The organism is Bradyrhizobium sp. USDA 4473, assembly GCF_054063335.1.
Map to the genome: position 1 here is coordinate 5,983,987 of NZ_JBSSGE010000001.1, position 22,477 is coordinate 6,006,463.

18 protein-coding genes and 1 pseudogene are annotated in these 22,477 nt (G+C 64.8%); 3 read left to right on the forward strand and 16 right to left on the reverse strand.

Annotated features, from left to right (window positions below; all coding sequences use genetic code 11):
* Positions 1–177 precede the first annotated feature (177 nt).
* On the forward strand, positions 178–555 hold the full coding sequence (locus tag ACVW17_RS28335) for a response regulator (RefSeq protein ID WP_456754928.1): 378 nt from the start codon (positions 178–180) through the stop codon (positions 553–555).
* Between the two features lie 106 nt (positions 556–661).
* Here the strand turns inward: ACVW17_RS28335 and surE are convergent, their stop codons facing one another.
* The 12 genes from surE to ACVW17_RS28395 all read right to left on the reverse strand — a co-directional run bounded on the left by surE (position 662) and on the right by ACVW17_RS28395 (position 13,283).
* Positions 662–1,429 (reverse strand): 5'/3'-nucleotidase SurE, encoded by a 768-nt coding sequence (gene surE, locus ACVW17_RS28340; protein WP_456754929.1) that lies wholly within the window; start codon positions 1,427–1,429, stop codon positions 662–664.
* Positions 1,430–1,508: 79 nt separating this feature from the next.
* Complete coding sequence (locus ACVW17_RS28345) at positions 1,509–2,465, reverse strand: hypothetical protein (protein ID WP_456798142.1); 957 nt, start codon at positions 2,463–2,465, stop codon at positions 1,509–1,511.
* Positions 2,466–2,481: 16 nt separating this feature from the next.
* Entirely contained in the window at positions 2,482–3,813 is a 1,332-nt protein-coding gene (serS, locus tag ACVW17_RS28350; RefSeq protein ID WP_456754931.1) for a serine--tRNA ligase, read from the reverse strand.
* 183 nt (positions 3,814–3,996) lie between these two features.
* A complete protein-coding gene (gene tatC, locus ACVW17_RS28355) occupies positions 3,997–4,797 on the reverse strand; it encodes a twin-arginine translocase subunit TatC (RefSeq protein ID WP_456754932.1) in 801 nt (266 codons plus the stop codon).
* Positions 4,794–5,288: a Sec-independent protein translocase protein TatB gene (gene tatB / locus ACVW17_RS28360; RefSeq protein WP_456754933.1), complete on the reverse strand. Its 495-nt coding sequence runs from the start codon at positions 5,286–5,288 to the stop codon at positions 4,794–4,796. The genes tatC and tatB overlap by 4 nt, the downstream gene beginning before the upstream one ends.
* A gap of 172 nt (positions 5,289–5,460) precedes the next feature.
* Positions 5,461–5,694, reverse strand: coding sequence for a twin-arginine translocase TatA/TatE family subunit (locus tag ACVW17_RS28365; RefSeq protein ID WP_456754934.1), 234 nt, complete (start codon positions 5,692–5,694; stop codon positions 5,461–5,463).
* 147 nt (positions 5,695–5,841) lie between these two features.
* Positions 5,842–6,765, reverse strand: a complete 924-nt coding sequence (scpB, locus tag ACVW17_RS28370; RefSeq protein ID WP_456754935.1) for an SMC-Scp complex subunit ScpB — start codon at positions 6,763–6,765, stop codon at positions 5,842–5,844.
* A gap of 22 nt (positions 6,766–6,787) precedes the next feature.
* Positions 6,788–7,609, reverse strand: a complete 822-nt coding sequence (locus ACVW17_RS28375; protein ID WP_456754936.1) for a segregation and condensation protein A — start codon at positions 7,607–7,609, stop codon at positions 6,788–6,790.
* Complete coding sequence (nagZ, locus tag ACVW17_RS28380; protein WP_456754937.1) at positions 7,606–8,628, reverse strand: beta-N-acetylhexosaminidase; 1,023 nt, start codon at positions 8,626–8,628, stop codon at positions 7,606–7,608. Before nagZ ends, ACVW17_RS28375 begins: the two co-directional genes overlap by 4 nt.
* A 46-nt stretch (positions 8,629–8,674) precedes the next feature.
* Positions 8,675–10,150, reverse strand: coding sequence for an SPOR domain-containing protein (locus tag ACVW17_RS28385; RefSeq protein ID WP_456754938.1), 1,476 nt, complete (start codon positions 10,148–10,150; stop codon positions 8,675–8,677).
* A gap of 118 nt (positions 10,151–10,268) precedes the next feature.
* Positions 10,269–12,065 carry an arginine--tRNA ligase gene (argS, locus tag ACVW17_RS28390; protein ID WP_456754939.1) on the reverse strand — a complete coding sequence of 599 codons (1,797 nt, stop codon included), beginning with the start codon at positions 12,063–12,065 and terminating at the stop codon, positions 10,269–10,271.
* Positions 12,066–12,074: 9 nt separating this feature from the next.
* The gene (locus ACVW17_RS28395; RefSeq protein ID WP_456754940.1) at positions 12,075–13,283 is read right to left on the reverse strand and encodes a deoxyguanosinetriphosphate triphosphohydrolase; all 1,209 of its coding nucleotides are present in this window, start codon (positions 13,281–13,283) and stop codon (positions 12,075–12,077) included.
* A 139-nt stretch (positions 13,284–13,422) separates the two neighbouring features.
* Between ACVW17_RS28395 and erpA the strand changes: the two genes are divergently transcribed.
* Positions 13,423–13,752, forward strand: a complete 330-nt coding sequence (erpA, locus tag ACVW17_RS28400; protein ID WP_021081206.1) for an iron-sulfur cluster insertion protein ErpA — start codon at positions 13,423–13,425, stop codon at positions 13,750–13,752.
* 63 nt (positions 13,753–13,815) lie between these two features.
* On the opposite strand, the gene ACVW17_RS28405 is transcribed toward erpA, so the two are convergent.
* Positions 13,816–16,944, reverse strand: a complete 3,129-nt coding sequence (locus ACVW17_RS28405; protein WP_456754941.1) for an efflux RND transporter permease subunit — start codon at positions 16,942–16,944, stop codon at positions 13,816–13,818.
* Positions 16,945–16,947: 3 nt separating this feature from the next.
* The gene (locus ACVW17_RS28410; protein WP_456754942.1) at positions 16,948–18,081 is read right to left on the reverse strand and encodes an efflux RND transporter periplasmic adaptor subunit; all 1,134 of its coding nucleotides are present in this window, start codon (positions 18,079–18,081) and stop codon (positions 16,948–16,950) included.
* A 163-nt stretch (positions 18,082–18,244) separates the two neighbouring features.
* Here ACVW17_RS28410 and xth point away from each other — a divergent pair, with 163 nt between their 5' ends.
* Positions 18,245–19,036: an exodeoxyribonuclease III gene (gene xth / locus ACVW17_RS28415; RefSeq protein WP_456754943.1), complete on the forward strand. Its 792-nt coding sequence runs from the start codon at positions 18,245–18,247 to the stop codon at positions 19,034–19,036.
* 57 nt (positions 19,037–19,093) lie between these two features.
* Here xth and ACVW17_RS28420 read toward each other — a convergent pair whose 3' ends face one another.
* Together ACVW17_RS28420 and ilvD are read right to left on the reverse strand one after the other, a co-directional pair.
* Entirely contained in the window at positions 19,094–19,717 is a 624-nt protein-coding gene (locus tag ACVW17_RS28420; RefSeq protein WP_456756547.1) for a tetratricopeptide repeat protein, read from the reverse strand.
* A 190-nt stretch (positions 19,718–19,907) separates the two neighbouring features.
* Positions 19,908–21,639, reverse strand: a pseudogene (gene ilvD / locus ACVW17_RS28425) (dihydroxy-acid dehydratase).
* Positions 21,640–22,477 lie beyond the last annotated feature (838 nt).

Here is a 22,477-nt window from a genome sequence, read left to right on the forward strand (position 1 = left end):
GGCTTTTTGGTCGAGCCGCCACTCGTCCACCGCTGGACGAATCCGGCGTAGCTAGTCTGTCACAGCGACGTGGCGAACTGGCGATGCGCGCTGGAAAAGGACCAATTCCCAAACGTTTGCATTGCGCCTCGTGGTGTTATTTGCGAGCCTATTTCAGGGACGGGCAAGGATTCCATCATGACAGCGACACGGCCGGCGGGCTGTTCAGTTTTCCTCGTGGAGGACGAGGTCATGATCCGGATGATGGTCGCCGATATGCTGGAAGAGCTCGGCCACAGCGTGGCGGCCGAGGCCGGCGAGATCGGCGAAGCGGTCAAGCTCGCGCAATCCACCGAATTCGACCTCGCGATCCTCGACGTCAACGTCAACGGCAAGGTGATCACCCCGGTCGCGGAACTGATCAATGCCCGCAACCGCCCCTTCATCTTCGCGACCGGCTACGGCTCGTCCGGCCTGCCGCCGGAATATCGCGACCGTCCGGCGCTGCAAAAGCCCTTCCAGCTGGAAACGCTCGCCCAGGTGATCTCCAGCGCGATGAAGCGCGCGCCGGTTTAGATTTCGGGTTCTTCGTAGCCCGGATGCAGCAGAGCGCAATCCGGGAATCTTCTACGTATCGAGAGCGGCCCCGGATTACGCTTCGCTCCATCCGGGCTACAAGAATTCACTTCAGCGTTGCGGTCAACGTATCCGAGAACGCTTCGTCGGTGCGGTCGAGACGCAGCGGCGTCACCGAGACGTAGCGCGCGGCAAGCGCGGCGAGATCGGTGCCTTCGGCCGGCGTATCCATCATCGCCGCGCGCTCGAAGCCGATCCAGAAATACGGATTGCCGCGTCCGTCGTGACGACGATCGATCTTCAGGAAACCCTGATTGCGCTTGCCCTGCCGCGTGATCCGGATGCCCTTGACCTCGTCAGGCATGCAGGACGGGAAGTTGACGTTGATGACGGTGTTCCTCGGCACGCCCGCCTCGATCACCTTGCGGATGATGTCGGGGCCGAATTTCAGCGCAGTGTCCCACAGCGGCGCGTTGCGCGTGTCGATCGAAAACTCCTGCGACAGCGCAAATGACGGAAAGCCCAGGATGGTGCCTTCCAGCGCGCCGGCGATGGTGCCGGAATAGACTACGTCCTCGGCGACGTTGCGGCCCTTGTTGACACCGCTCAGCACGAGATCGGGCAGCTTGTCCCCGAGGATGTGGCGCGCGCCCATGATGACACAATCGGTCGGCGTGCCGCGCACCGCGAAGTGACGCGGGCCGATCTCGCGCAAGCGCAGCGGATCGTTCAGCGACAGCGAATGCGAGACGCCGGACTGGTCGAGCTCGGGGGCGACGATCCAGACGTCCTCGGACAGAGCGCGTGCGATCTGCTCAATGACCTTCAAGCCCGGAGCGTTGATGCCGTCATCATTGGTGCAGAGAATTCGCATCCGTCAAAGTGCCTCTTGTTCCGATTCGACGCGGGTTTCTTGGATTGCAGTTGTTTGCGTCGATGGCCGTCTTAACCGGCTAGGGCCGCCGAGGCAAACTTGACGACGGCCCGTGCCACCGCGTCGAGGTCACGCGCCACGGACGGACAAATTTGCCGCTACCGGCGATCTTGCGCTCGAATACCGGCCAGGCCGGCCTGACGAATCGCCGAACGACCGTGATAGCCGGCGCCAACGGGGGCACGTCCGGTTTCTTGACCGGCGCAGCCGGGCGCAATTCGGATTTCGGAGCCTCAAGCTCGGCAGCGACGGCCTCGGGAGCTTCGGATTTCGAAGCTTCGGACCGGAGCGGCTCAAGCTTCGGAGGACTTGGCTTGGGAGCTTCCCGGTAGGTCGATTCAGCCTTGGCTGGCTCGGGCTTGGCAGGCTCCGGCTTGGCGGGCGGCTTGGGCTGCTCAACCTTCGGCGGGGCAACCTTCCGAGCTTCAGGTACAGGCGCCTCGGGGGTGAGCGGCGCGGACTGGCGGAGCTCCGGCTTGCCAGATTCCGGAGGCTCCGATTTGGGGAGTTCGGACCGGGTGGCTTCCGCCTGCAACGGCTCAGCCTTGGGCGGCGCGGGCGCCACCGGTGCGGGCGGCTCGTCCGGTCTTGCACTGGGGGCTGCCGCAGCCGATCGCGATTTCAGCCGTGCCAGCAATTCCTCGATCGACGGCACCGATGCGGCGTCAAGCGGCGCACGTGGCGCGGCCGCCGGCGTCGCCCGGATCGGAGGCGGAGGCGGCGGCGCAACCATGGCTGACGGCGGCAGATCGGTCGGCGCAAGTTGCGCGAACTTGCCGCGCGCGATCTCCAGCGCCTTGTCGAAGTCGGGCCTGTCGATCCAGGCCTTGGATTGCACCTCGACCACGCGGGCGTCCCACAGCCGCGCGGCCTCGATGTCGTAATAGCCCATCTGCTTCTGATTGATCAGTTGCAGACCGTGGCCGGTGACGGCCCATTGCTTGCCAAGCCAGTGGATGTCACGGTGCAGCGGCATCACACTGGCCCTCGCCTCACATGCCGTGCTCGATGACCTTGAGCCCGCCCATATAGGGCTGCAGCACGTCGGGCACCGCGATCGAACCATCCTGCTGCTGGTAGGTCTCCATGACGGCGATCAAGGCGCGGCCGACCGCCGTGCCGGAGCCGTTGAGCGTGTGCACGAAACGCGGTTTGCCGTCGGGACCGCGATAGCGCGCGTCCATCCGGCGGGCCTGGAAATCGCCGCACACCGAGCAGCTCGAGATCTCGCGATAGGCGCCGCCGTCGCCCTGGCCCGGCATCCAGACCTCGATGTCGTAGGTCTTCTGCGCGGAGAAGCCCATGTCGCCGGCGCACAGCGTCATCACGCGATAATGCAGATCGAGCTTCTGGAGCACCTGCTCGGCGCAAGACAGCATGCGCTCGAGCTCGTCCTTGCTGGCTTCCGGCGTCGTGATCGAGACCAGCTCGACTTTTGTAAATTGGTGCTGCCGGATCATGCCGCGCGTATCGCGTCCCGCCGCACCCGCCTCGGCGCGGAAGCACGGCGTCAGCGCCGTGAGCCGCATCGGCAGCTCCTTCTCGTCGAGGATGGATTCGCGCGCGAGGTTGGTCAGCGAGACTTCCGCGGTGGGAATGAGACCGAGGCGCTCGCTGCGCAGATCCGCATTCGGCGCCGCAAGCAATTCGCCCTTGATCGCCCAGAACTGGTCATCCTCGAATTTCGGCAATTGCCCGGTGCCGAACATCACGGCATCGCGCACCAGAAGCGGCGGGTTGATCTCGGCGTAGCCATGCTCGCCGGTGTGCAGGTCGAGCATGAACTGCCCGATCGCGCGCTCGAGCCGCGCCAATCCCTTCTTCAGCACGACGAAACGCGCACCGGACAATTTCGCCGCCGCTTCGAAGTCCATAGTGCCGAGCGCGGTGCCGAGATCGTCATGCAGCTTCGGCGCAAAGTCGTAGTCGCGCTTCTTGCCGTACACGTGGTGCTGGACGTTGCCGTGCTCGTCGGTGCCGTCGGGCACCTCGTCGAGCGGCAGATTGGGGATCGACGACAGCTGCTTGGTCAGCTCTTCGTCGGCCGCCTTCGCCGACGCCTCGAGCTCCGGCATCGTGGTCTTCAGTTCTGCGACCTCGGCCATCAGCTTGGCCGCGCGCGCCTCGTCCTTGGCCTTCTTGGCGTCGCCGATCTCCTTCGAGGCCGCATTGCGCCGCGCCTGGGCCTGCTCGGAGGCCAGGATCGCCGCACGCCGCTTCTCGTCGATCGCCAGCAGCGACGGCGACAGCGCGTCCAACCCGCGGCGTTTCAGGCCGGCGTCGAAGGCTGCGGGGTTGTCGCGGATCGCTTTGATGTCGTGCATGGCAGTCCTGGTGGCTATGCGTAGGTAGACTACGGTTACGTAGCTCCACTACCACGACGGTCATCATCCGCGAAGGCGGATGATCCAGTATTCCAGAGACGTCCGTGTGTGACGGAGGGGCCGCAGCGTACTTGATACCCCGCTTTCGCGGGGTATGACACCGGCTGCGCGGCCTGAACCGCCCTACTCGGCCGGATTGGTCGCGGACGGCGCCGTGGATGAGGCGGTGGCGGCCTTCTTCTCCACGATCCGCACCGCGATGATGGCGCCCTCGTAGAGCGCCAGCAGCGGGATCGCCAGCGAGGCCTGGCTCAGCACGTCGGGTGGCGTCAGCACCGCGGCGATGATGAAGGCGATCACGATGAAATAGCGCCGCTTATCCTTCAGCATTTTCGAGGTGACGATGCCGATGCGGCCGAGCAGCGTCAGGATCACCGGCAGCTGGAACGCGATGCCGAAGGCGAAGATCAGCGACATCATCAGCGAGAGATATTCGCCGACCTTGGGCAGCAGCTGGATCTGCGCGGTCTCCGCGCCGCCGGCCTGCTGCATACCGAGCGAGAACCGCACCAGCATCGGCAGCACGACGAAATAGACCAGCGCCGCGCCCATCACGAAGAATACCGGGGTCGCGATCAGATACGGCAGGAAGGCGTTGCGCTCATGCCGGTAGAGCCCAGGCGCGACGAATTTGTAGATCTGGGTGGCGACGATCGGGAACGAAATGAAGCCGGCGCCGAACAGCGCAAGCTTCAGCTGGGTGATGAAATATTCCAGCAGCGCGGTGTAGATGAACTTCGAATTCTCGGGGCCTGCGATCCAGACGAACGGCCAGACCAGCACGTTGTAGATCTGCTTGGCGAAGAAGAAGCAGATGATGAAGGCCACGCCGAAGCCGAGCAGCGCCTTGATCAGCCGCGAACGCAGCTCGATCAGGTGATCCATCAGGGGGGCCTTGGAGGCCTCGATATCTTCGGCGCTCATGACGCTCTCGCGTCCTTCAGCACGTCGGGCTGCGCCGGCGTCACGTCCTGCGGCTCCGCCTTCACCTCACTGGTGATGGCGAGCGGCTCGCCGGCGGCAACGTGCGTCTCGGCCTCGACGAAGGTTTCCGGCGTCGGCTCCGCCGGCGTCGTGGGCGTCACCGGTTCGTTGATCGCAGACGCCACCTGCGCATCGACCGGCTTGTCGATCTGCAGGGCGTCGCTGACGTCCTTCTGCAGCGAGGTCATGATGTTGCCGCTGGTGATGCCGGTGGCGGCTTCCCGGACCTCGTCAAAGCTCTTCTTGAGGTCGGCCATCTCGGCCTCGCGCATGGCCTCCTGGAACTGGCCCTGGAATTCGGCGGCCATCTTGCGGGCCTTGCCCATCCATTGCCCGACCATGCGCAGCACGCCCGGAAGCTCTTTCGGGCCGATGGCGATCAGCGCGACGACCGCGATGACGACCAGTTCACTCCACCCGATGTCGAACATGAATTCTTCCGCCTAAGCGCGCCGCCATCGGCCCCATCTGTCCTCACAGGATGTGGGGCTGCCGGCGCCTTTTCTCAATCGGCGTCCATAGCGCGTCCGTGCGACCGCGTCACCGTTTCGCGCAAGAAAACGCGCAACAAAAAACGTCGAAATATGCGTCAAGACGAACGCGTTAGACGGCCTTGCTGCCGACGTCCTGGCGCGCGGCGGACGGCGCCGCATTGTGATCGATCGCCTTGGTCGACTCGGCCTTGTCGGCAACCTTGTCGTCGTCCTGCATGCCTTTCTTGAAGGCCTTGATGCCCTGAGCGACGTCACCCATCAGGTCCGAAATCTTGCCGCGTCCGAACAGCAGCAGGACCACTGCGATCACGACGATCCAGTGCCAAATGCTAAGCGAACCCATCCTGCAACCCTCCAGAAATGGCCGGCGGACCGGCCTGAACATGGCCGGAAGTTAGGCCTGCGGGGTGTCAAAAACAAGGACCTCGGCCGCGGCAAATCGCTGTCGCGGCTACGTAATATTGCTAGGCTTAACCGGGAATATTCCGGGCTATTCGCCCTTCTCTTCGGCGCCGTCATGGTCGCCCGCATCGTCAGCGCGCTCGTCCGGCTCTTCGGCCTCAGGCTCACCGGTGTCAGGCTCGTCCGCGTCGAACTCGGCGGCAGCTTCCGCCTCGACTTCGGTTTCGGCCTCGCCCGTGGTTTCGAGCTCGGCAGTCCCGACCTCGGCACCCGCCTCGGTCTCGGCCTTCGGTTCCTCAGCCTCCGGCTCAGCGGCCGGCGCCAGCAGCAGTTCCAGCGTATCGCCGGGCTCGAGCGGCTCCTCGTCTTCGCGCAGCGTCGCGTCATCCGACGGCGACGGAACGCTGAAGCCGGTCGGCAGACGCGAGTCGAGCAGGCCGGTGCCCTTCAGTTCCTCCAGCCCCGGCAGGTCGCCGAGCGCTTCCAGGCTGAACTGCGATAGGAACGCGTCGGTGGTTCCGAAGGTCAACGGACGGCCCGGAGTCTTGCGGCGGCCGCGCGGGCGGATCCAGCCGGTTTCCAGCAACACGTCGATCGTGCCCTTCGAGGTCACCACGCCGCGAATCTCTTCGATCTCGGCACGGGTCACCGGCTGGTGATAGGCGACGATCGCCAGCACCTCGATCGCTGCACGCGACAGCTTTCGGGTCTCGGTGCTCTCGCGCGTCATCAGCCACGACAGATCGCCCGCGGTGCGGAACGTCCACTTGTTGGCGACCCGCACCAGATTCACGCCGCGCGGTGCATATTCCGCCTGCAACTGGGCCAGCGCCTGCTTGATATCGACGCCGTCCGGCATCCGCTTTGCGAGCGTCGCCTGATCGATCGGCTCGGCCGATGCGAACAACAGGGCTTCCAGGAGCCGCAATTCCTCAGGACGCGCCACCGGATGATCCATCGGAGAAATCTCCTCCTCGGGCTCGTCTCTGCGCACTTCCGCCAAGCTTGCCATGGGCTTGCTCTCCTTCTTCCACTTACTCGACCGACAGGTCCGGCGCGGCCATTGCGGCTTGCGCTGGACGCTTTCGGAAATAGATCGGCGCGAACGCCTGCTTCTGGTTGATTTCCATCTCGCCTTCGCGAACCAGCTCGAGGGCTGCGGCGAAGCTCGACGCGAACACCGTCGCCTTCTGGGTCGGATCGGCGACGTAGTTCATCAGGTACTCGTCGAGGCAGCTCCAGTCCTCGGCGATGCCGACCAGCCGCTCCAGCGAGGCGCGCGCCTCGGCCAGCGACCAAACAGTACGCTTCTGCAAATGCACCGTGGTCAGCACGCGCGACTGGCGCTGCGTGGCATAGGCCGACAGCAGATCGTACAGCGTCGCGGTGAACTTCGGATGCTTGATCTCGGCGATCGATTCCGGATTGCCGCGCGGAAAGATATCGCGCTGGAACTGAGGCCGGTTCATCAGCCGGTTGGCCGCCTCGCGGATCGCCTCCAGGCGGCGCAGCCGGTTGGCGAGCGCGGTCGCCATTTCCTCGGCGCTCGGCCCCTCCGCGCTCGGCGGCTCGGGCAACAGCAGCCGCGACTTCAGGAACGCAAGCCAAGCGGCCATCACCAAATAGTCGGCGGCGAGTTCGAGGCGAATCTTGCGCGCCGCCTCGATGAACGAAAGATATTGGTCGGCGAGGGCCAGGATCGAGATCTTCGACAGGTCGACCTTCTGCTGCCGCGCCAGCGTCAACAGCAGGTCGAGCGGGCCTTCATAGCCCTCGACGTCGACCACCAGCGCCGGTTCGCCATCCGCGAGGTCGGCCGGCCGCCCGGTCTCAAACGATAGAATTTCAGCGGTCATGCCGTCCCTACCCGATCCAACAACGCATCCAGTTCAGCCCGCGCCGCCTGCCGGTCGAGCGGCTCAGGCTGCTTCCGTGCAGCGAGCGTCGCCTTGGCGCGCTCAAGCGCCTTGCCGGCCAGTTCCGGCGTCTCCCGCGCAACCTCGCGCATCTCGTCGATATTGCCGTTGCAGTGCAGGATCACGTCGCAACCGGCGGTGACGATGGCGCGGGTCCGTTCGGCGATCGATCCGGCCAGCGCATTCATCGACACGTCATCACTCATCAACAAACCCTGAAACCCGATCAGGCCGCGAATCACCTGTTCGATGATTGTCGCAGAAGTCGTTGCCGGATGGACGGGGTCCAGCGCGCTAAACACAACATGTGCAGTCATGGCCATCGGCAGGTCCGCCAGCGGCTGGAACGCGGCGAAATCGGTCCGTTCCAGCTCGGCTTTGGCAGTATCGACCGTCGGAAGCCGGAAATGGCTGTCTGCGGTGGCCCGGCCATGGCCGGGAATATGCTTGAGAACCGGCAGCACCCCGCCCTGTTCCAGCCCGTCGGTGACCGCGCGGGCGATCGCGGCGACCTTGTCCGGTTCGGTTCCATAGGCCCGGTTGCCGATCACGGCATCGGCGCCGGCGACCGGAACGTCGGCCAGAGGCAGGCAGTCGACGGTGATGCCGAGGTCGATCAGATCGGCCGCGATCAGCCGTGAACTGAGCCGGGCCGCCGCGAGGCCGAGCTTCGGGTCGATGTCGTAGAGCGCGCTGAAGCTCGCGCCGGGCGGGTAGACCGGCCAGTGCGGCGGTCCGAGGCGCTGCACCCGCCCGCCTTCCTGATCGATCAGGACCGGGGCGTCGGCCATGCCGGCCGTGGACCTGAGTTCCCCAACAAGAGCCGCCACTTGGGCAGGACTGTCGATGTTGCGCTTGAACAGGATGAAGCCCCATGGCCGCTCAGCGCGAATGAATTCGCGCTCGGCGTCATTGAGGGTCAGTCCGGATACGCCCGTGATGAATGCGCGGTTCGTCATCCGGCCGATTAGGCCGCATGCGGCTCACCGGTCAAGGAAACCGCAGCTAATTTCTTTGGATGAAGCAGTTCGGCAGACCGGCTGACTTCAGGCGGTTGCAGAGCTGGTTCGCCTCCTCCGCGGAGCCGAGCGGGCCGGCGAAGGCGCGGTAATATACCCCCTTCTCCGCGAGATCGACGCGCTTCACGACCAGCGGCTGGGACGCCAGCAAGCCGGAATACTTGCCTTGCAGCACCCTGTACGACGCCTGCGCGTCCGCCTCGTTCTTCTGCGAGGAGACCTGCACCAGATATCCACCGCCGCCACCGACCGAGGCCGTGGAGGTCGACGCCACCCGGGTCGGAGGTACGGCGGGCGCCGCATCGGCCTGGCCCGGGACCAGCGCCATCGGCGCGTTCACGCTGGCATTGGCTGTCGAAGGATTGCCGCGCGATACCGGAGGCTTCGCTGCGGCCGCAGGCTTCGTAGCCGGTGCCGCCGCGGCCGGCGCGCCATCAGGCGTTTCGCCCTTCACCGCGAGGGTGCGGATCTTGCGCGGCTCGTTGTTCGGCAGGGTCCCGTTCGCCGTGATCGGCGCCGGCGCGGGCTGCGCCGTCTGCACGCTGGCGGCCGGCGGCGGATTGGCGTTCGCGTTCAGCGGCGGAAACACCACGCGCGGGCCGGCGGTCTTCGAATTGACGTCGACCGGGGTCTCTTCGCGCGACACGATCTTCTCGCCGCCGTCACCCGTCGCCATCCGGTCAGGCGTCTTGGCCGGCGCATCGGCCTGGGCCGGGATTACCTTGGTCGGCGTGTTGTCAGCCTTGATGATCGGCGGCTCGCCGGTGCGGGGCGAGCCGACATAGTTGCGATAGGCGAGCGCGCCGCCGGTGCCCACCACCGCAAGCGCCACGACCGCTGCAACCGTCATCAGACCGCTGCTGCGCTTGCGCGGTTCGGGCTCTTCGTCATACGCCTCATAGGCATAGGGATCGTCCGGATAAGCCGGATCGCGCTGCAAATCCTGTTCGCCGGCTTCGAGCTGGCCGTACAGCGCGTCGTCATAGCGCGCCGGATCCTGGGCCTGACCGGCATAATGCGGCTCGTCGTCAAACGCCTCGGGCTGCCGCGGGGCCTCGACCGGCCGATAGGCGGCAACCGGCGGGGACGCGGGCTGTGACTGCTGCGCCGCATAGCGGTGCAACGGATGCACCGGACTCGGCTGGTAGTCCTGCTCGGGCTCTTCGTATTCGGAGTGCTGTACGGGCGGAGGCTGAACGGGAGGCGGAACAACGGTCTCCTGCCGCGCACGCTGCATCCAGGGCGGCGGACCCGCGGGCGGCGTATCGTCGTCGTCCGCCTGCGGCTCATACTGCTGCGGCCGCGCATTAGCGCGCGATTGCAGCGGACGCGGCGGCGGCTTGTTGGCGCTGCCGAATGGATCCGTCTGGCCGATCAACCGTGCCAGTTCGGCAAGCGGATCGCTGTCGGCCTTGGGAGCCGTGTCGGCGGGAAAATGTCGGTCCTGATATCGATCAGCCATTGTGATGATGCATCCCCTTCGGGACAGCGCCAAGATCGCCGGCACAGCCGGTCCGAACGAGTTGGCCCCTGCCAGATGCCCTCACAAATCCCCACTCGTGAGGGCCTAATGCCCCTGCCTACCGCATCTCGGTCGGAGCGTGGACGCCTAGAACAGCTAAGCCCGATGCCAGAACCGAGACGACGCCCTGAACCATTGCCAGTCGCGCCCTGGTGATCTCTGCATCATTATTGATAATGAAGCGTAAATAGGGCAAATCGCGCCCCTTGGTCCAAAGCGCGTGAAATTCACTGGCCAAATCATAGAGATAAAAAGCGATTCGGTGCGGCTCATGTGCCACCGCCGCAGCCTCGATCATTCGGGGATAAAGCGCAAGCCGCTTGAGCAGATCGAGCTCCGCCGGGTCGGTCAGCCGCTCCACCGCAGCACTACGGAGATAGGCCAGCCGGGCCTCGTCGGCCTCGGGCAGGTCCGGAACCGCCTCCTCCCGCGCGTTGCGGAAGATCGAATGGCCGCGGGCGTGGCCGTACTGGACGTAGAAGACGGCGTTGTCCTTTGACTGCTCGATCACCTTGGCAAGGTCGAAATCGAGCACCGCGTCGTTCTTGCGGAACAGCATCATGAACCGCACGGCATCGGAGCCGACCTCGTCCACGACCTCGCGCAGGGTGACGAAATCGCCGGAACGTTTCGACATCTTCACCGGCTCGCCGTCGCGCAGCAGCTTGACGAGCTGCACGATCTTGACGTCGAGCACAGCCTTGCCTGCGGTCACCGCCTTCACCGCCGCCTGCATGCGCTTGATGTAGCCGCCGTGATCGGCGCCGAACACGTCGATCAAATTGGTGAAGCCGCGCTCGAACTTGTTGCGGTGGTTGGCGATGTCGGACGCGAAGTAGGTGTACGAGCCGTCCGACTTGATCAGCGGACGATCGACGTCGTCGCCATAGGCGGTGGCACGAAACAGCGACTGCTCGCGATCCTCGTAATCCTCGACCGGCTTGCCCTTCGGCGGCGGCAAGCGGCCTTCATAGATGTCGCCCTTTGCGCGCAGGAAATCGATCGTCTCGGCGACCTTGTTGTTACCTGACGTGATCAGCGAGCGCTCGGAGAAGAACACGTCGTGATGGATATTGAGCGCGGCGAGGTCGCCCTTGATCATCTCCATCATCATGGCGATCGACTTGTCGCGCACGATCGGCAGCCATTCGGCGTCCTTCATGCCGAGCAGCTTCTCGCCGTATTCCTTGGCCAGCGCTTGGCCGACCGGCACCAGGTAATCGCCGGGATAAAGCCCTTCCGGGATCGCCCCGATATCCTGACCCAGCGCTTCGCGGTAGCGCAGGAATGCCGAGCGCGCGAGCACGTCGACCTGGGCGCCGGCGTCGTTGATGTAATATTCGCGGCAGACGTCGAAGCCGGCGAATTGCAGCAGGCTGCACAGCGCATCGCCGAACACGGCGCCGCGGCAATGGCCGACATGCATCGGCCCGGTCGGGTTGGCCGAGACGTATTCGACATTGACCTTCTCGGCGTTGCCGATGTCGCTGCGTCCGAAGGCGGAGCCGGCCGCCAGCACGGCGCGCAGCGCGTCCGCCCAGACCTGCGGCTTCAAGGTCAAATTGATGAAGCCGGGACCTGCGACATCGACGGAGGCCACCAGCGCATCGGCGCGCAGCCTTTCGGCGATCTTGTCGGCGAGCTCGCGCGGCTTGGCCTTGGCATCCTTGGCGAGCACCATCGCGGCATTGGTCGCCATGTCGCCGTGGCTGGCATCGCGCGGCGGCTCGACCACGACGCGGGTGAGGTCGATGCCCGCGGGCCAGTTGTCCTCGGCTGCGACAGCGGCGCAGATCGCGTGCACGCGCGTCAGCATGTCGGCAAAAAGGTGTGGTGAAGCAGTGGTGTCGGCCATGGCAGGGCGCTAACGCAAATCCGGGGTCGAGTCAAAAAGCCTTTGGTGTTCTATCAAGGCGAACCGGTCGGTCATCCCGGCAATGAAATTGCCGATCCGCCTGTTCCGCGCGCTCCCGGTCTCCTCTGCGCTGCCCTCGATCCATTCCGCCGGCAGGTCGCCGGGCGATTGCCGGTAGCGGTCGAAGAGATTGCGGACCACCTGCTCCGCCTCCCGCATGACAAGCATCACCCGCGGATGGCGATACATCCGCCGGAACAGGAACGCCTTGATCGCCGCCTCCTGCTTGGCCACTTCAGGCGGAAACGCGATCAGCGGCGCGGTGTGGCGACGGACATCCTGGGCCGATTGCGGCTGGGCGGCGGCCAGCCGCCGGCTCGCCTCGTTGAACACCGCGCTGATGAAATGTGAGATCAGCTCACGCACCAGTTCGGCGCCGCGCCGGACCTCGTCGAGATCAGGATAATGCCGGTCGATCTCGGCGATGATCTCTGATGTCAGCGGCATCTCCTTGAGATCGTCGACCGCAAACAGGCCGGCGCGCAGGCCGTCGTCGATGTCATGGGCGTCATAGGCGATGTCGTCGGCGAAGGCCGCGATCTGCGCCTCGAGCGAGGCATAGCTCCAGAGCTCGAGATCGTAGGTCTTGTTGTAGTCGGCAATCCCGACCGGAATGCCGCTTTGCAGATAGCGGCCGGCCGGCGCGCCGTTGCGCTCGGTGAGCGGGCCGTTGTGCTTGACGATGCCCTCGAGCGATTCCCAGGTCAGGTTCAACCCGCCGAACTCGGGATAGCGATGCTCCAGCGAGGTGACGACCCGCAGCGCCTGGGCGTTGTGGTCGAAGCCGCCGTCATCCTTGAGGCAGTCGTCGAGCGCCCGCTCCCCGGCATGGCCGAACGGCGGATGGCCGAGGTCGTGCGCCAAGGCCAGCGTCTCCGTCAGATCCTCGTCGACCCCGAGCTGGCGCGCCAGCGCGCGGGCGATCTGGGCGACCTCCAGCGAATGGGTCAGCCTGGTGCGGTAGTGATCGCCCTCATGGAAGACGAACACCTGGGTCTTGTGCTTGAGGCGGCGGAAGGCGGTGGAATGGATCACCCGGTCGCAGTCGCGACGGAACGGGCTGCGGGTCCGGCTCGGCGGCTCGGTGACCAGCCGGCCACGGCTGCGATCGGGGTCGCAGGCATAAGGCGCGCGGGGGGCAGCCATTCCGACCGACACTGTATTTTAGTCCTTATCCATTTGATTCCACGGTCCGACGCACTTAACTATGTCTGAGGCGGCGGACCAAATGAATTGGGCATGACGCCGGGCGCGATCCGGTCAGATGGCGCCGGGAATAGGGTTTCGGAGACCGAACATGACTGCTGCCATCACCGTCAGCGAACGGGCTGCCCGCCGGATCGGGCAGATCCTCAGCAAGGAAGGCGACGGCGCCAAGCTGCGCATTTCCGTCGAGGGCGGCGGCTGCTCCGGTTTCCAGTACAAGTTCGACGTTGAGCGCACCCAGGCCGATGACGACCTCGTGATCGAGCGCGACAGCGCCGTGGTACTGATCGATCCCGCCTCGGTCCCGTTCCTGGCGGGCTCGGAAGTCGACTTCGTCGACGATCTGATCGGCGCCTCGTTCCGCGTCGTCAACCCGAACGCCACCGCCTCCTGCGGCTGCGGCACCAGCTTCTCGATCTAACGCTCCACGCTTTGATACGGTTTCCCAACGCGAACCCGCGATTGGTTCGCGAGATACGCCGCGCTATTCCGCGGCGACCACCTGCGGCCGCTCGACGTCTCCACCCGCCTCCGCCTGCGGATCGAGCTTGCGCCGCAGCCTGCGGTCGATGCGGTCGAGATAGATGTAGATCACGGGCGTGATGAACAGCGTCAGCAATTGCGACACGCAGAGGCCGCCGACCACGGCGACGCCGAGCGGCTGACGCAGTTCGGCGCCGGCACCCGCGCCGAGCGCAATCGGCAGCGTGCCGAAGATCGCCGCGAACGTCGTCATCATGATCGGGCGGAAGCGCAGCAGCGCCGCCTCCCGGATCGCGTGCTCGGCGCTCAGCCCGACGCGGCGGCGCTCCAGCGCGAAGTCGACCATCATGATCGCGTTCTTCTTGACGATGCCGACCAGCATCACGATGCCGATCATCGCGATCACCGACAGCTCCATGCCGAACAGCATCAGCGTCAGAATCGCGCCGATGCCGGCCGACGGCAGGCCCGAGATGATCGTGATCGGGTGGATGAAGCTCTCGTAGAGGATGCCGAGGATCACGAAGGCCGCGAACACCGCGGCGAGGATCAGCACGCCCTGCCCGCGCAGCGAATCCTGGAACACCTGCGCGGTACCGGAGAACCCCGTCGCGATCGTCGGCGGCAAATTCGCCGTCTGCTCGAGCTCGGTGATCTTGTCGACCGCGTAGCCGAGGGAGATGCCGGGCGCGAGATTGAACGAGATCGTCACCGCCGGCTGCTGGCCCTGGTGGTTGATCTGCAGCGGTCCGACCGATGGCACCAGCCGCGCCACCGCATCGAGCGGAATGGTCTGGCCGTTCGCGGTCTTCATGTAGAGCTTCGACAGATCAGACGGGTCGACGCGAAACTGCGGCTGCACCTCCAGGATGATCTGGTAGTCGTTCGACGGCATGTAGATGGTGCCGACCTGCCGGGCGCCGTAAGCGTTGTAGAGCTGGTTGCGGACCTGATCGACGGTCACGCCGTAGACCGCCGCCTTCTCGCGGTCGATGTCGACCGTCATCTGCGGGTTCTTGATGTAGAGATCGGTGGTGACGTCCAGCAGGCCCGGAATCTTCTCGATCTTGTCGCGCATCTCGGGCGCCAGCCGGTACAGCGACTCGGTATCGCCGCTCTGCATCACATATTGATACTGGCTCTTCGAGATGCGGCCGCCGATATTGAGGTTCTGGACGCTTTGGAAGAACGCCTGCATGCCCGGGATCTCGCGCGCCTTCTGGCGCAGCCGCCCGATCACGACGGTGGCGTTGTCGCGGGCCTTCTGCGGCTTCAGCGCGATGAACAGCCGGCCGTAATTGGTGGTCGGATTGGGACCGCCGGAGCCGACGGTGGAATTGACGTAATCGACCGCCGGATCGGTCCGCATCACCTCGACCAGCGCCTGCTGGCGCACCTTCATCGCCTCGAACGAGGTGTCGGTCGCGGCCTCCGTCACGCCGATCAGGAATCCGGTGTCCTCCTGCGGAAAGAAGCCCTTCGGCGCGATCAAATAGAGATAGATGGTGCCGCCGAGCGTCGCCAGCGTCACCACCAGCATCAGCGCCTTCTTGGCCAGCACCCAGTCCAGCGCCCATTCATAGGCGCGCAGCCAGGTCTCGAATATCGCCTCGAACGCGCGCAGCACGATGTTCGGCCGCTTGGTCGCGTCATGGGCGCGCAGCACGCGGGCGCAGAGCATCGGCGTCAGGGTCAGCGACACGAAGCCCGAGACGATGATCGCGACCGAGATCGTGACCGCGAATTCGCGGAACACGCGGCCGACGATGCCGCCCATCAAGAGCACCGGAATGAACACGGCGATCAGCGAGAAGGTGATCGAGATGATGGTGAAGCCGATCTCGCGGGCGCCCTTCAGCGCCGCCTCGAACGGCTTCATGCCGTGCTCGATGTGGCGGACGATGTTCTCCAGCATGACGATGGCGTCGTCGACCACGAAGCCGACCGAGAGCGTCAGCGCCAGCAGCGTCATGTTGTTGATCGAGTAGTCCAGCGCGTACATGACCGCGCAGGTGCCGAACAGCGAGATCGGCACCGCCAGCGCCGGAATGAAGGTCGCGGACGCCGAGCGCAGGAACAGGAAGATCACCAGGATCACCAGCGCGATCGCGATCAGCAGGGTTTCCTCGACGTCGCTGACCGCCTGCCGGATCGAGACCGAGCGGTCCATCATCACCTGCATGGTCACCGAGGGCGGGATCGCGGCGCGCAGCGACGGCAGTTTGGCGAGCACGGCATCGACCACGGCCACGGTGTTGGCGTCGGGCTGCTTCTGGATCGCGAGCACGATCGCCCGCTCGTCGTTCATCCAGGTCGCGATCTTGTCGTTCTCGACGCTGTCATAGACCTTGGCGATCTCGTCGAGCCGGACCGGCGAGCCGTTGCGCCAGGCAACGTAGATCTGGCGGTAATCGGCCGCCTTGTCCATCTGGCCGGAGGCTTGCAGCGCGACGTCCTGCTTGGGGCCGTTCAGCGTGCCGACCGGGGTCGAGGAATTGGCGCGCGACACCGCGGCGCGAATATCCTCCATCGCGACGCCGCGGGCGGCAGCAGCCTCCGGATCGGCCTGCACCCGGATCGCGAATTTCTGCGCGCCGTAGATCAGCACCTGCGCGACGCCCGGCAGCTGCGACAGCGCCTGCCCGATCGTGATGTCACCGTATTCATTGACCGCCGAGAGCGGCAGCGTCGCCGAGCCCAGCGAGACGAACAGCACCGGGAAATCCGCCGGGTTCACCTTCCGGAAGCTCGGCGGGATCGTCATCTCGATCGGCAGCCGGCGCTGCGCGATCGTTAGTGCCGTCTGCACGTCGAGCGCGGCGGCGTCGATGTTGCGGTTAAGGTCGAACTGGATGGTGATGACGCTGGTGCCCTGCGACGAGTTCGAGTTCATCGACGAGATGCCGGCGATGGTCGAGAGCTGGCGCTCGATGATCCCTGCGACCGAGGCCGCCATGGTGTCGGCGCTGGCGCCGGGCAAGGTCGCGGTGACCGCAATGGTCGGGAAGTCGACCTTGGGCAGCGCCGAGACCGGCAGCAGGCGGAAGCCGAACACGCCGAAGGCGATGATCGACGCCGTGATCAGCGTCGTCATGACCGGGCGGCGGATGCAGAGCTCGGACAGCGTCATCGGTCAGGCTCCGGCCTTGCGTGCCCGTGGCTCGACCCGCGATCCCTCCGACAGCAGCAACTGGCCGTCGACGACGATGCTTTCATCACCCGTCAGTCCGTCAGAAATGACCGACGAGCCCTGGAAGGTTCGGTCGACCTTGACCGGCTGGACCTTGGCGACGCCGTCCTTCACGATGAACACGAAATTACCGTTCTGGCTGCGCTGGACCGCGACCGTCGGCACCACGACGGCATCCTCGCTGCGGATGATCAGCTTGGTTTGCACGATGGTGCCGGGCCACAGCGTCTCGCTTGTGTTGCTCATGATGCCGCGCACGGTGACCATGCCGGTGGTCGCATCGACGGCGTTCTCGACCATCGCCACCTTGCCGCTTTCTGAGCGCTGATGGCCGGGAATGGTCGCGATCACCTTCGGATCGGCCTTCCCCATCGCATCGCGCAGGTCGACCAGCGCCCGCTGCGGGATCGCAAAGGTGACGTAGACCGGCGCCATCTGGTTGATGACGGCGAGCGGCTGGGTGTCGGCGGGGCGGACGAAGTTCCCGACCTTGACGTTGGCGGCGCTGATCCGCCCCGCGAACGGGGCGCGGATCACGGTGTAACTTTTCTGGACGCGGAGGTTTTCCAGTGCGAACTGGTCGGCCTTGATGGTGCCGATCAGGACATCGGACTGGGTTTTGGCGTTGTCGAGATTGACCTGGGTGGTGGCGCCCTTGCCGACCAGTTCGGTGTAGCGGCGGAGGTCGCGCTGGGCGCCCTCGAGCTGGGCCTGGTCGCGGGCCAGCACACCCTCGGCCTGCTCGATCTGGGCGTCGATCTGCCGCGCGTCGAGCATGAACAGCAGGTCGCCTTCATTGACCCTGGCGCCGTCCTCGAAATGCACCGAGACGATGGTGGTCTCCAGCCGCGACTTCAGCGCCACGCTGGAGATCGGCGTGACCTGTCCGATCGCATCGACATCGACCGGCACCGATTTGCGTTCGGCCTTGGCGAGATCGACCGACACAACGCGCGGCCGCGGGGTCCCTTGCGCAGTGGCAGCACCGCCACCCATCCATGAAGCGCGGGTCAGGTAAGCCGTCCCGGCGGCAATGCCGAGAACAGCGATAGTCAGGACCAAATTACGTTTTTTCATATGTCTTGAACGTGCGCCGCCAGACTTCCCTTGAAGGCCGGGACGCGTCGTCACTCCCCCGTCGGCAATTGTTACGCCTTGTTTCTGGAGAGGGTTAGCACAGGCGGACTGCCCATGGTATGCCACCTAAGTGAAATCCTGCAGCTTCAATCCGGTCATTGGCATGCGCATCGCTACGTGGAACGTCAATTCGGTCCGGCAACGGATCGAACTTCTGGTCGCCTGGCTGAAGGAGTGTTCCCCCGACATCGTCTGCTTGCAGGAGATCAAATGCATCGATGACGCGTTTCCCCGGCTCGAGATCGAGGCGCTCGGGTATAATGTCGTCACCCACGGCCAGAAGACCTTCAACGGCGTCGCGCTGCTCTCGAAACTGCCGTTCGACGAGACCAAATCCGGCCTCGCCGGCGACGACGAGGACGCCCATGCCCGCTTCCTCGAAGGCGTCGTCACGCTGAAGCAGGGCGTGGTGCGGGTCGCATGTCTTTATCTGCCCAATGGCAACCCGGCCAATACCGACAAATATCCCTACAAGCTCAAATGGATGTCGCGGCTTCTTGAGTACACGCGGGAACGGCTTAAGGCCGAGGAGCCGCTGATCCTGGCCGGCGACTTCAACGTCATTCCGGCGGCCCGCGACGTCTACAATCCGGCCGCCTGGGCGGACGACGCCCTGTTCCGCCCTCAGACCCGCGAGGCCTTCCAGTCGCTGCTCGGCCTCGGCCTCACCGATGCGCTGCGGGCGGTCAATGACGAGCCCGGCCAGTACACCTTCTGGGACTATCAGGCGGGCGCCTGGCAGAAAAACTGGGGCCTGCGCATCGACCATCTCCTGATGTCGCCGCAGGCCAGCGACCGGCTGATCGATGTCGGCATCGACAGCTATGTCCGCGCCTGGGAGAAGCCGTCCGACCATGTCCCGGTGTGGGCCGATCTCGATTTCGAGACCGCCTGAGCCCTTGCGAACCAAGCGACTTGCGGGCCCCGCCCGCGATACCAGTCGCGGCGGCCTCTAGTCGCGGCGGCCCTGCACCCAGTGCTCGAGCATCTGCAGTGCCATCGCGCGGTCGTCCTCGGAGGCCTTGGCGATCGCCCGGTTGTAGCTTTCCTTGATCCAGGCCTCGTCCGGCGTGGCGCTGTCGCGCGCCAGGGTCAGCCACATCAGGCCACGAGCCCGCTGCGGCGGCAGCCGGTCGCCGTTGAACAGCATCTGGCCAAGCAGCGCCTGCGCCTGATGCTGGCCCTTCTGGGCGGCCAGACCGAGCCAGCGCGCGCCATAGCGGAAATCGTCCCGCGAGGCGTCCGGCGTCTTCAGATACAGCCGGGCCAGGTCGTATTGGGCGTCGGCATTGCCGAAATAGGAGGCGGCATAGGAGAACATCTCCCGCGCCCGCTCGGTGTCGGCCTTCACCTTGGAATTGGGAATGCCGCTCAGATAGTAGCGGCCGAGCGCCACGAAAGCGTTGGCAACGACCGAGGCCTGCGGCGCCGACGGCGAATCCTCGGCATGCGCATTGGCGATCCGGCTGAAATATTCGAAGGCGCGCAGATCGTCCTGCGCAACCCCGTCGCCATCGGCGTACATCTTGCCGACCTTCCACTGCGCGATCGGATGGCCGCTCTCGGCCAGCGACATGACGGTGGAGTTCGACAGCGTATCGACCGAAGCCGCCGGCACCGCAGCCCGCTTCAGGGCGGCCGCCGTACCGGGTTGAGGCGAAACCACAGGAAGCGCGGTGTCCTTCGGGTTGACCGGGGCGCCGTCGAATCCGAATCCTGGGCCCGCCACCGGGATGGCCCCTAACGCAAACGCAAATATCGTACGCTTAAACGTCCGCATAACACTGTTTCTCGTACGCGCCACCCGGATGGGTGACTGCGCCATCCACCGCCGGCCCCACTTGCTCGGCGTACTTCCACAGCGCACCAGATGTATGGTTCGTCGCGCGAGGGGCCCATTTGGTCTTACGATTTGCGAGTTCGGCGTCGCTCAAATTTACGTTAAGGGTGCCGGCGACCGCATCGATCTCGATGATGTCGCCGTCTTGCAACAACCCGATCGGCCCACCGACGGCCGCTTCAGGTCCAATATGTCCGATGCAGAAGCCACGGGTGGCGCCGGAGAACCGGCCATCGGTGATCAGGGCGATCTTGCCGCCCATCCCCTGCCCGGTCAGCGCCGCCGTGGTCGCCAGCATCTCCCGCATCCCGGGGCCGCCCTTCGGCCCCTCGTAGCGGATCACAATCACGTCGCCTTCCCGGTAGGTGCGCTTCTGCACCGCCTCGAAGGCGTCTTCCTCGCGGTCGAAGCACCGGGCCGGACCGGTGAACTTCAGGTTGGACATTCCCGCGACCTTCACGATCGCACCCTCTGGAGCGAGATTACCCTTCAGCCCGACCACGCCACCCGTGACGGTGATCGGATTGCTGGCGGGCCGCACCACATCCTGGTGCGGATTCCATTTCACGCTTTTGAGGTTTTCGGCGATCGTTCGGCCAGTGACGGTGAGGCAATTCCCGTGCAGGTGGCCATTGTCGAGCAGCGTCTTCATCAGCAGCGGAATGCCACCTACTTCAAACATGTCTTTGGCAACATAACGGCCGCCCGGCTTCAAATCCGCGACGTAAGGAGTCTTTTTGAAGATTTCGGCAACGTCGAACAAATTGAATTTAATGCCGCACTCATGGGCAATCGCCGGCAGGTGCAGCGCAGCATTGGTCGAACCACCTGAGGCTGCAACCACGGCCGCAGCATTTTCAAGGGCTTCCCTGGTGACGATGTCGCGGGGCCGGATGTTTTTCGCGATCAGCTCCATCACCTTCTCGCCGGCGGCCGCGCAGAAGGAGTCGCGGATCTCGTAGGGCGCCGGAGCCCCGGCCGAATACGGCAGCGCGAGGCCGATCGCCTCGGAAACGGTCGCCATGGTGTTGGCGGTGAACTGGGCACCGCAGGCGCCGGCCGACGGGCACGCCCACCCGCTCGATCTCGTCGAGGTCCTCGTCCGACATGGCGCCGACCGAGTGCTTGCCGACCGCCTCGAACATGTCCTGCACGGTGACCGGCTGGCCGCGGAAATTGCCCGGCAGGATCGAGCCGCCATAGATGAAGATCGAAGGCACGTTGAGCCGGACCATCGCCATCATCATGCCGGGCAGCGACTTGTCGCAGCCGGCGAGCCCGACCAGCGCGTCGTAGGAATGGCCGCGGACGGTCAGTTCGACCGAATCGGCGATGCATTCGCGCGACGGCAGCGACGAGCGCATGCCGTCATGGCCCATCGCGATGCCGTCGGTCACGGTGATGGTGCAGAACTCGCGCGGCGTGCCGCCGGCGGAGGCCACCCCCTTCTTCACCGCCTGCGCCTGGCGCATCAGCGAAATGTTGCAGGGCGCGGCTTCATTCCAACATGAAGCAACGCCGACAAACGGTTGATGAATCTGGGCTGTCGTCAACCCCATCGCATAGAGATAGGAACGATGCGGCGCGCGCTCGGGACCCTCCGTCACATGACGGCTCGGCAGCCTGCCCTTGATCTTGCCGTCCACCTTGGCGTCCATCGCGACCCTGTTCCGACGCTTTTTGCCGCGCTCTTTCCTCCATCAACGCCGGAACCCGAAAAAATGTCCCGCCGTCGGAGCGCTGGCTATTCAGCTAGGTGAATATCCTTTCATGTCAGGGTGTGGCCAAAAAGAGGCGCGACGGCAGGCCGGCTGCTTTTAGGGTTAAATGTTCAAGTCATGTTGCGTTGATGCAACAATCGTGGCCTTCGGGCAACCATGTATTATCAGTCCTTATGGGAGCTTGACGGAAAATAGCGGTAATAGAGTCGGGTGCGCGATCTCGCCAACTGTCGTCCTGGCGAAAGCCAAGACCCGTAACCACCGCATTTCATTGTGAACGATATTGTGGCCCAGCATCGCGCAACAATGCGCATTTGGGGTAATGGCTTTCGCCAGGACGACGAGGATTGGGATACAGCTTCGCGTTCTCGCGACATGAATTGTCCGAGTCTTGCTCTTTCTTCCCGCCCTCTCTCTTCAGAGGGCGCAGGGAAAGCCGGGTGCCGATCGCACCCATGGGCCCCGAGCAATGGGTAGAAAGCTCGGGGGTAGGACCACAGGTGTAACCGGAGCAACCCGGCTTTCCCTGCGCGATGGCTTACGGCTTATACGTGCTCTCCCCGGCGAGACTTGGCTTTGTTGTCACCGTCTTCACAACGCGCATTTGCGCAATCGGAAGAGACACCTACCGCTAGGGCGTCAGGCCTGCACGATTTCGCCGTCCGCCTTGCGTGCTCTCGTCAGGCCACGCGCAGCGTCCACCGCATCTCGACCCGCGTTCGTGACGACCGCGAAGCGCCCCTCGTGTCGGGCGAGACTTCGGATTTATAGCATT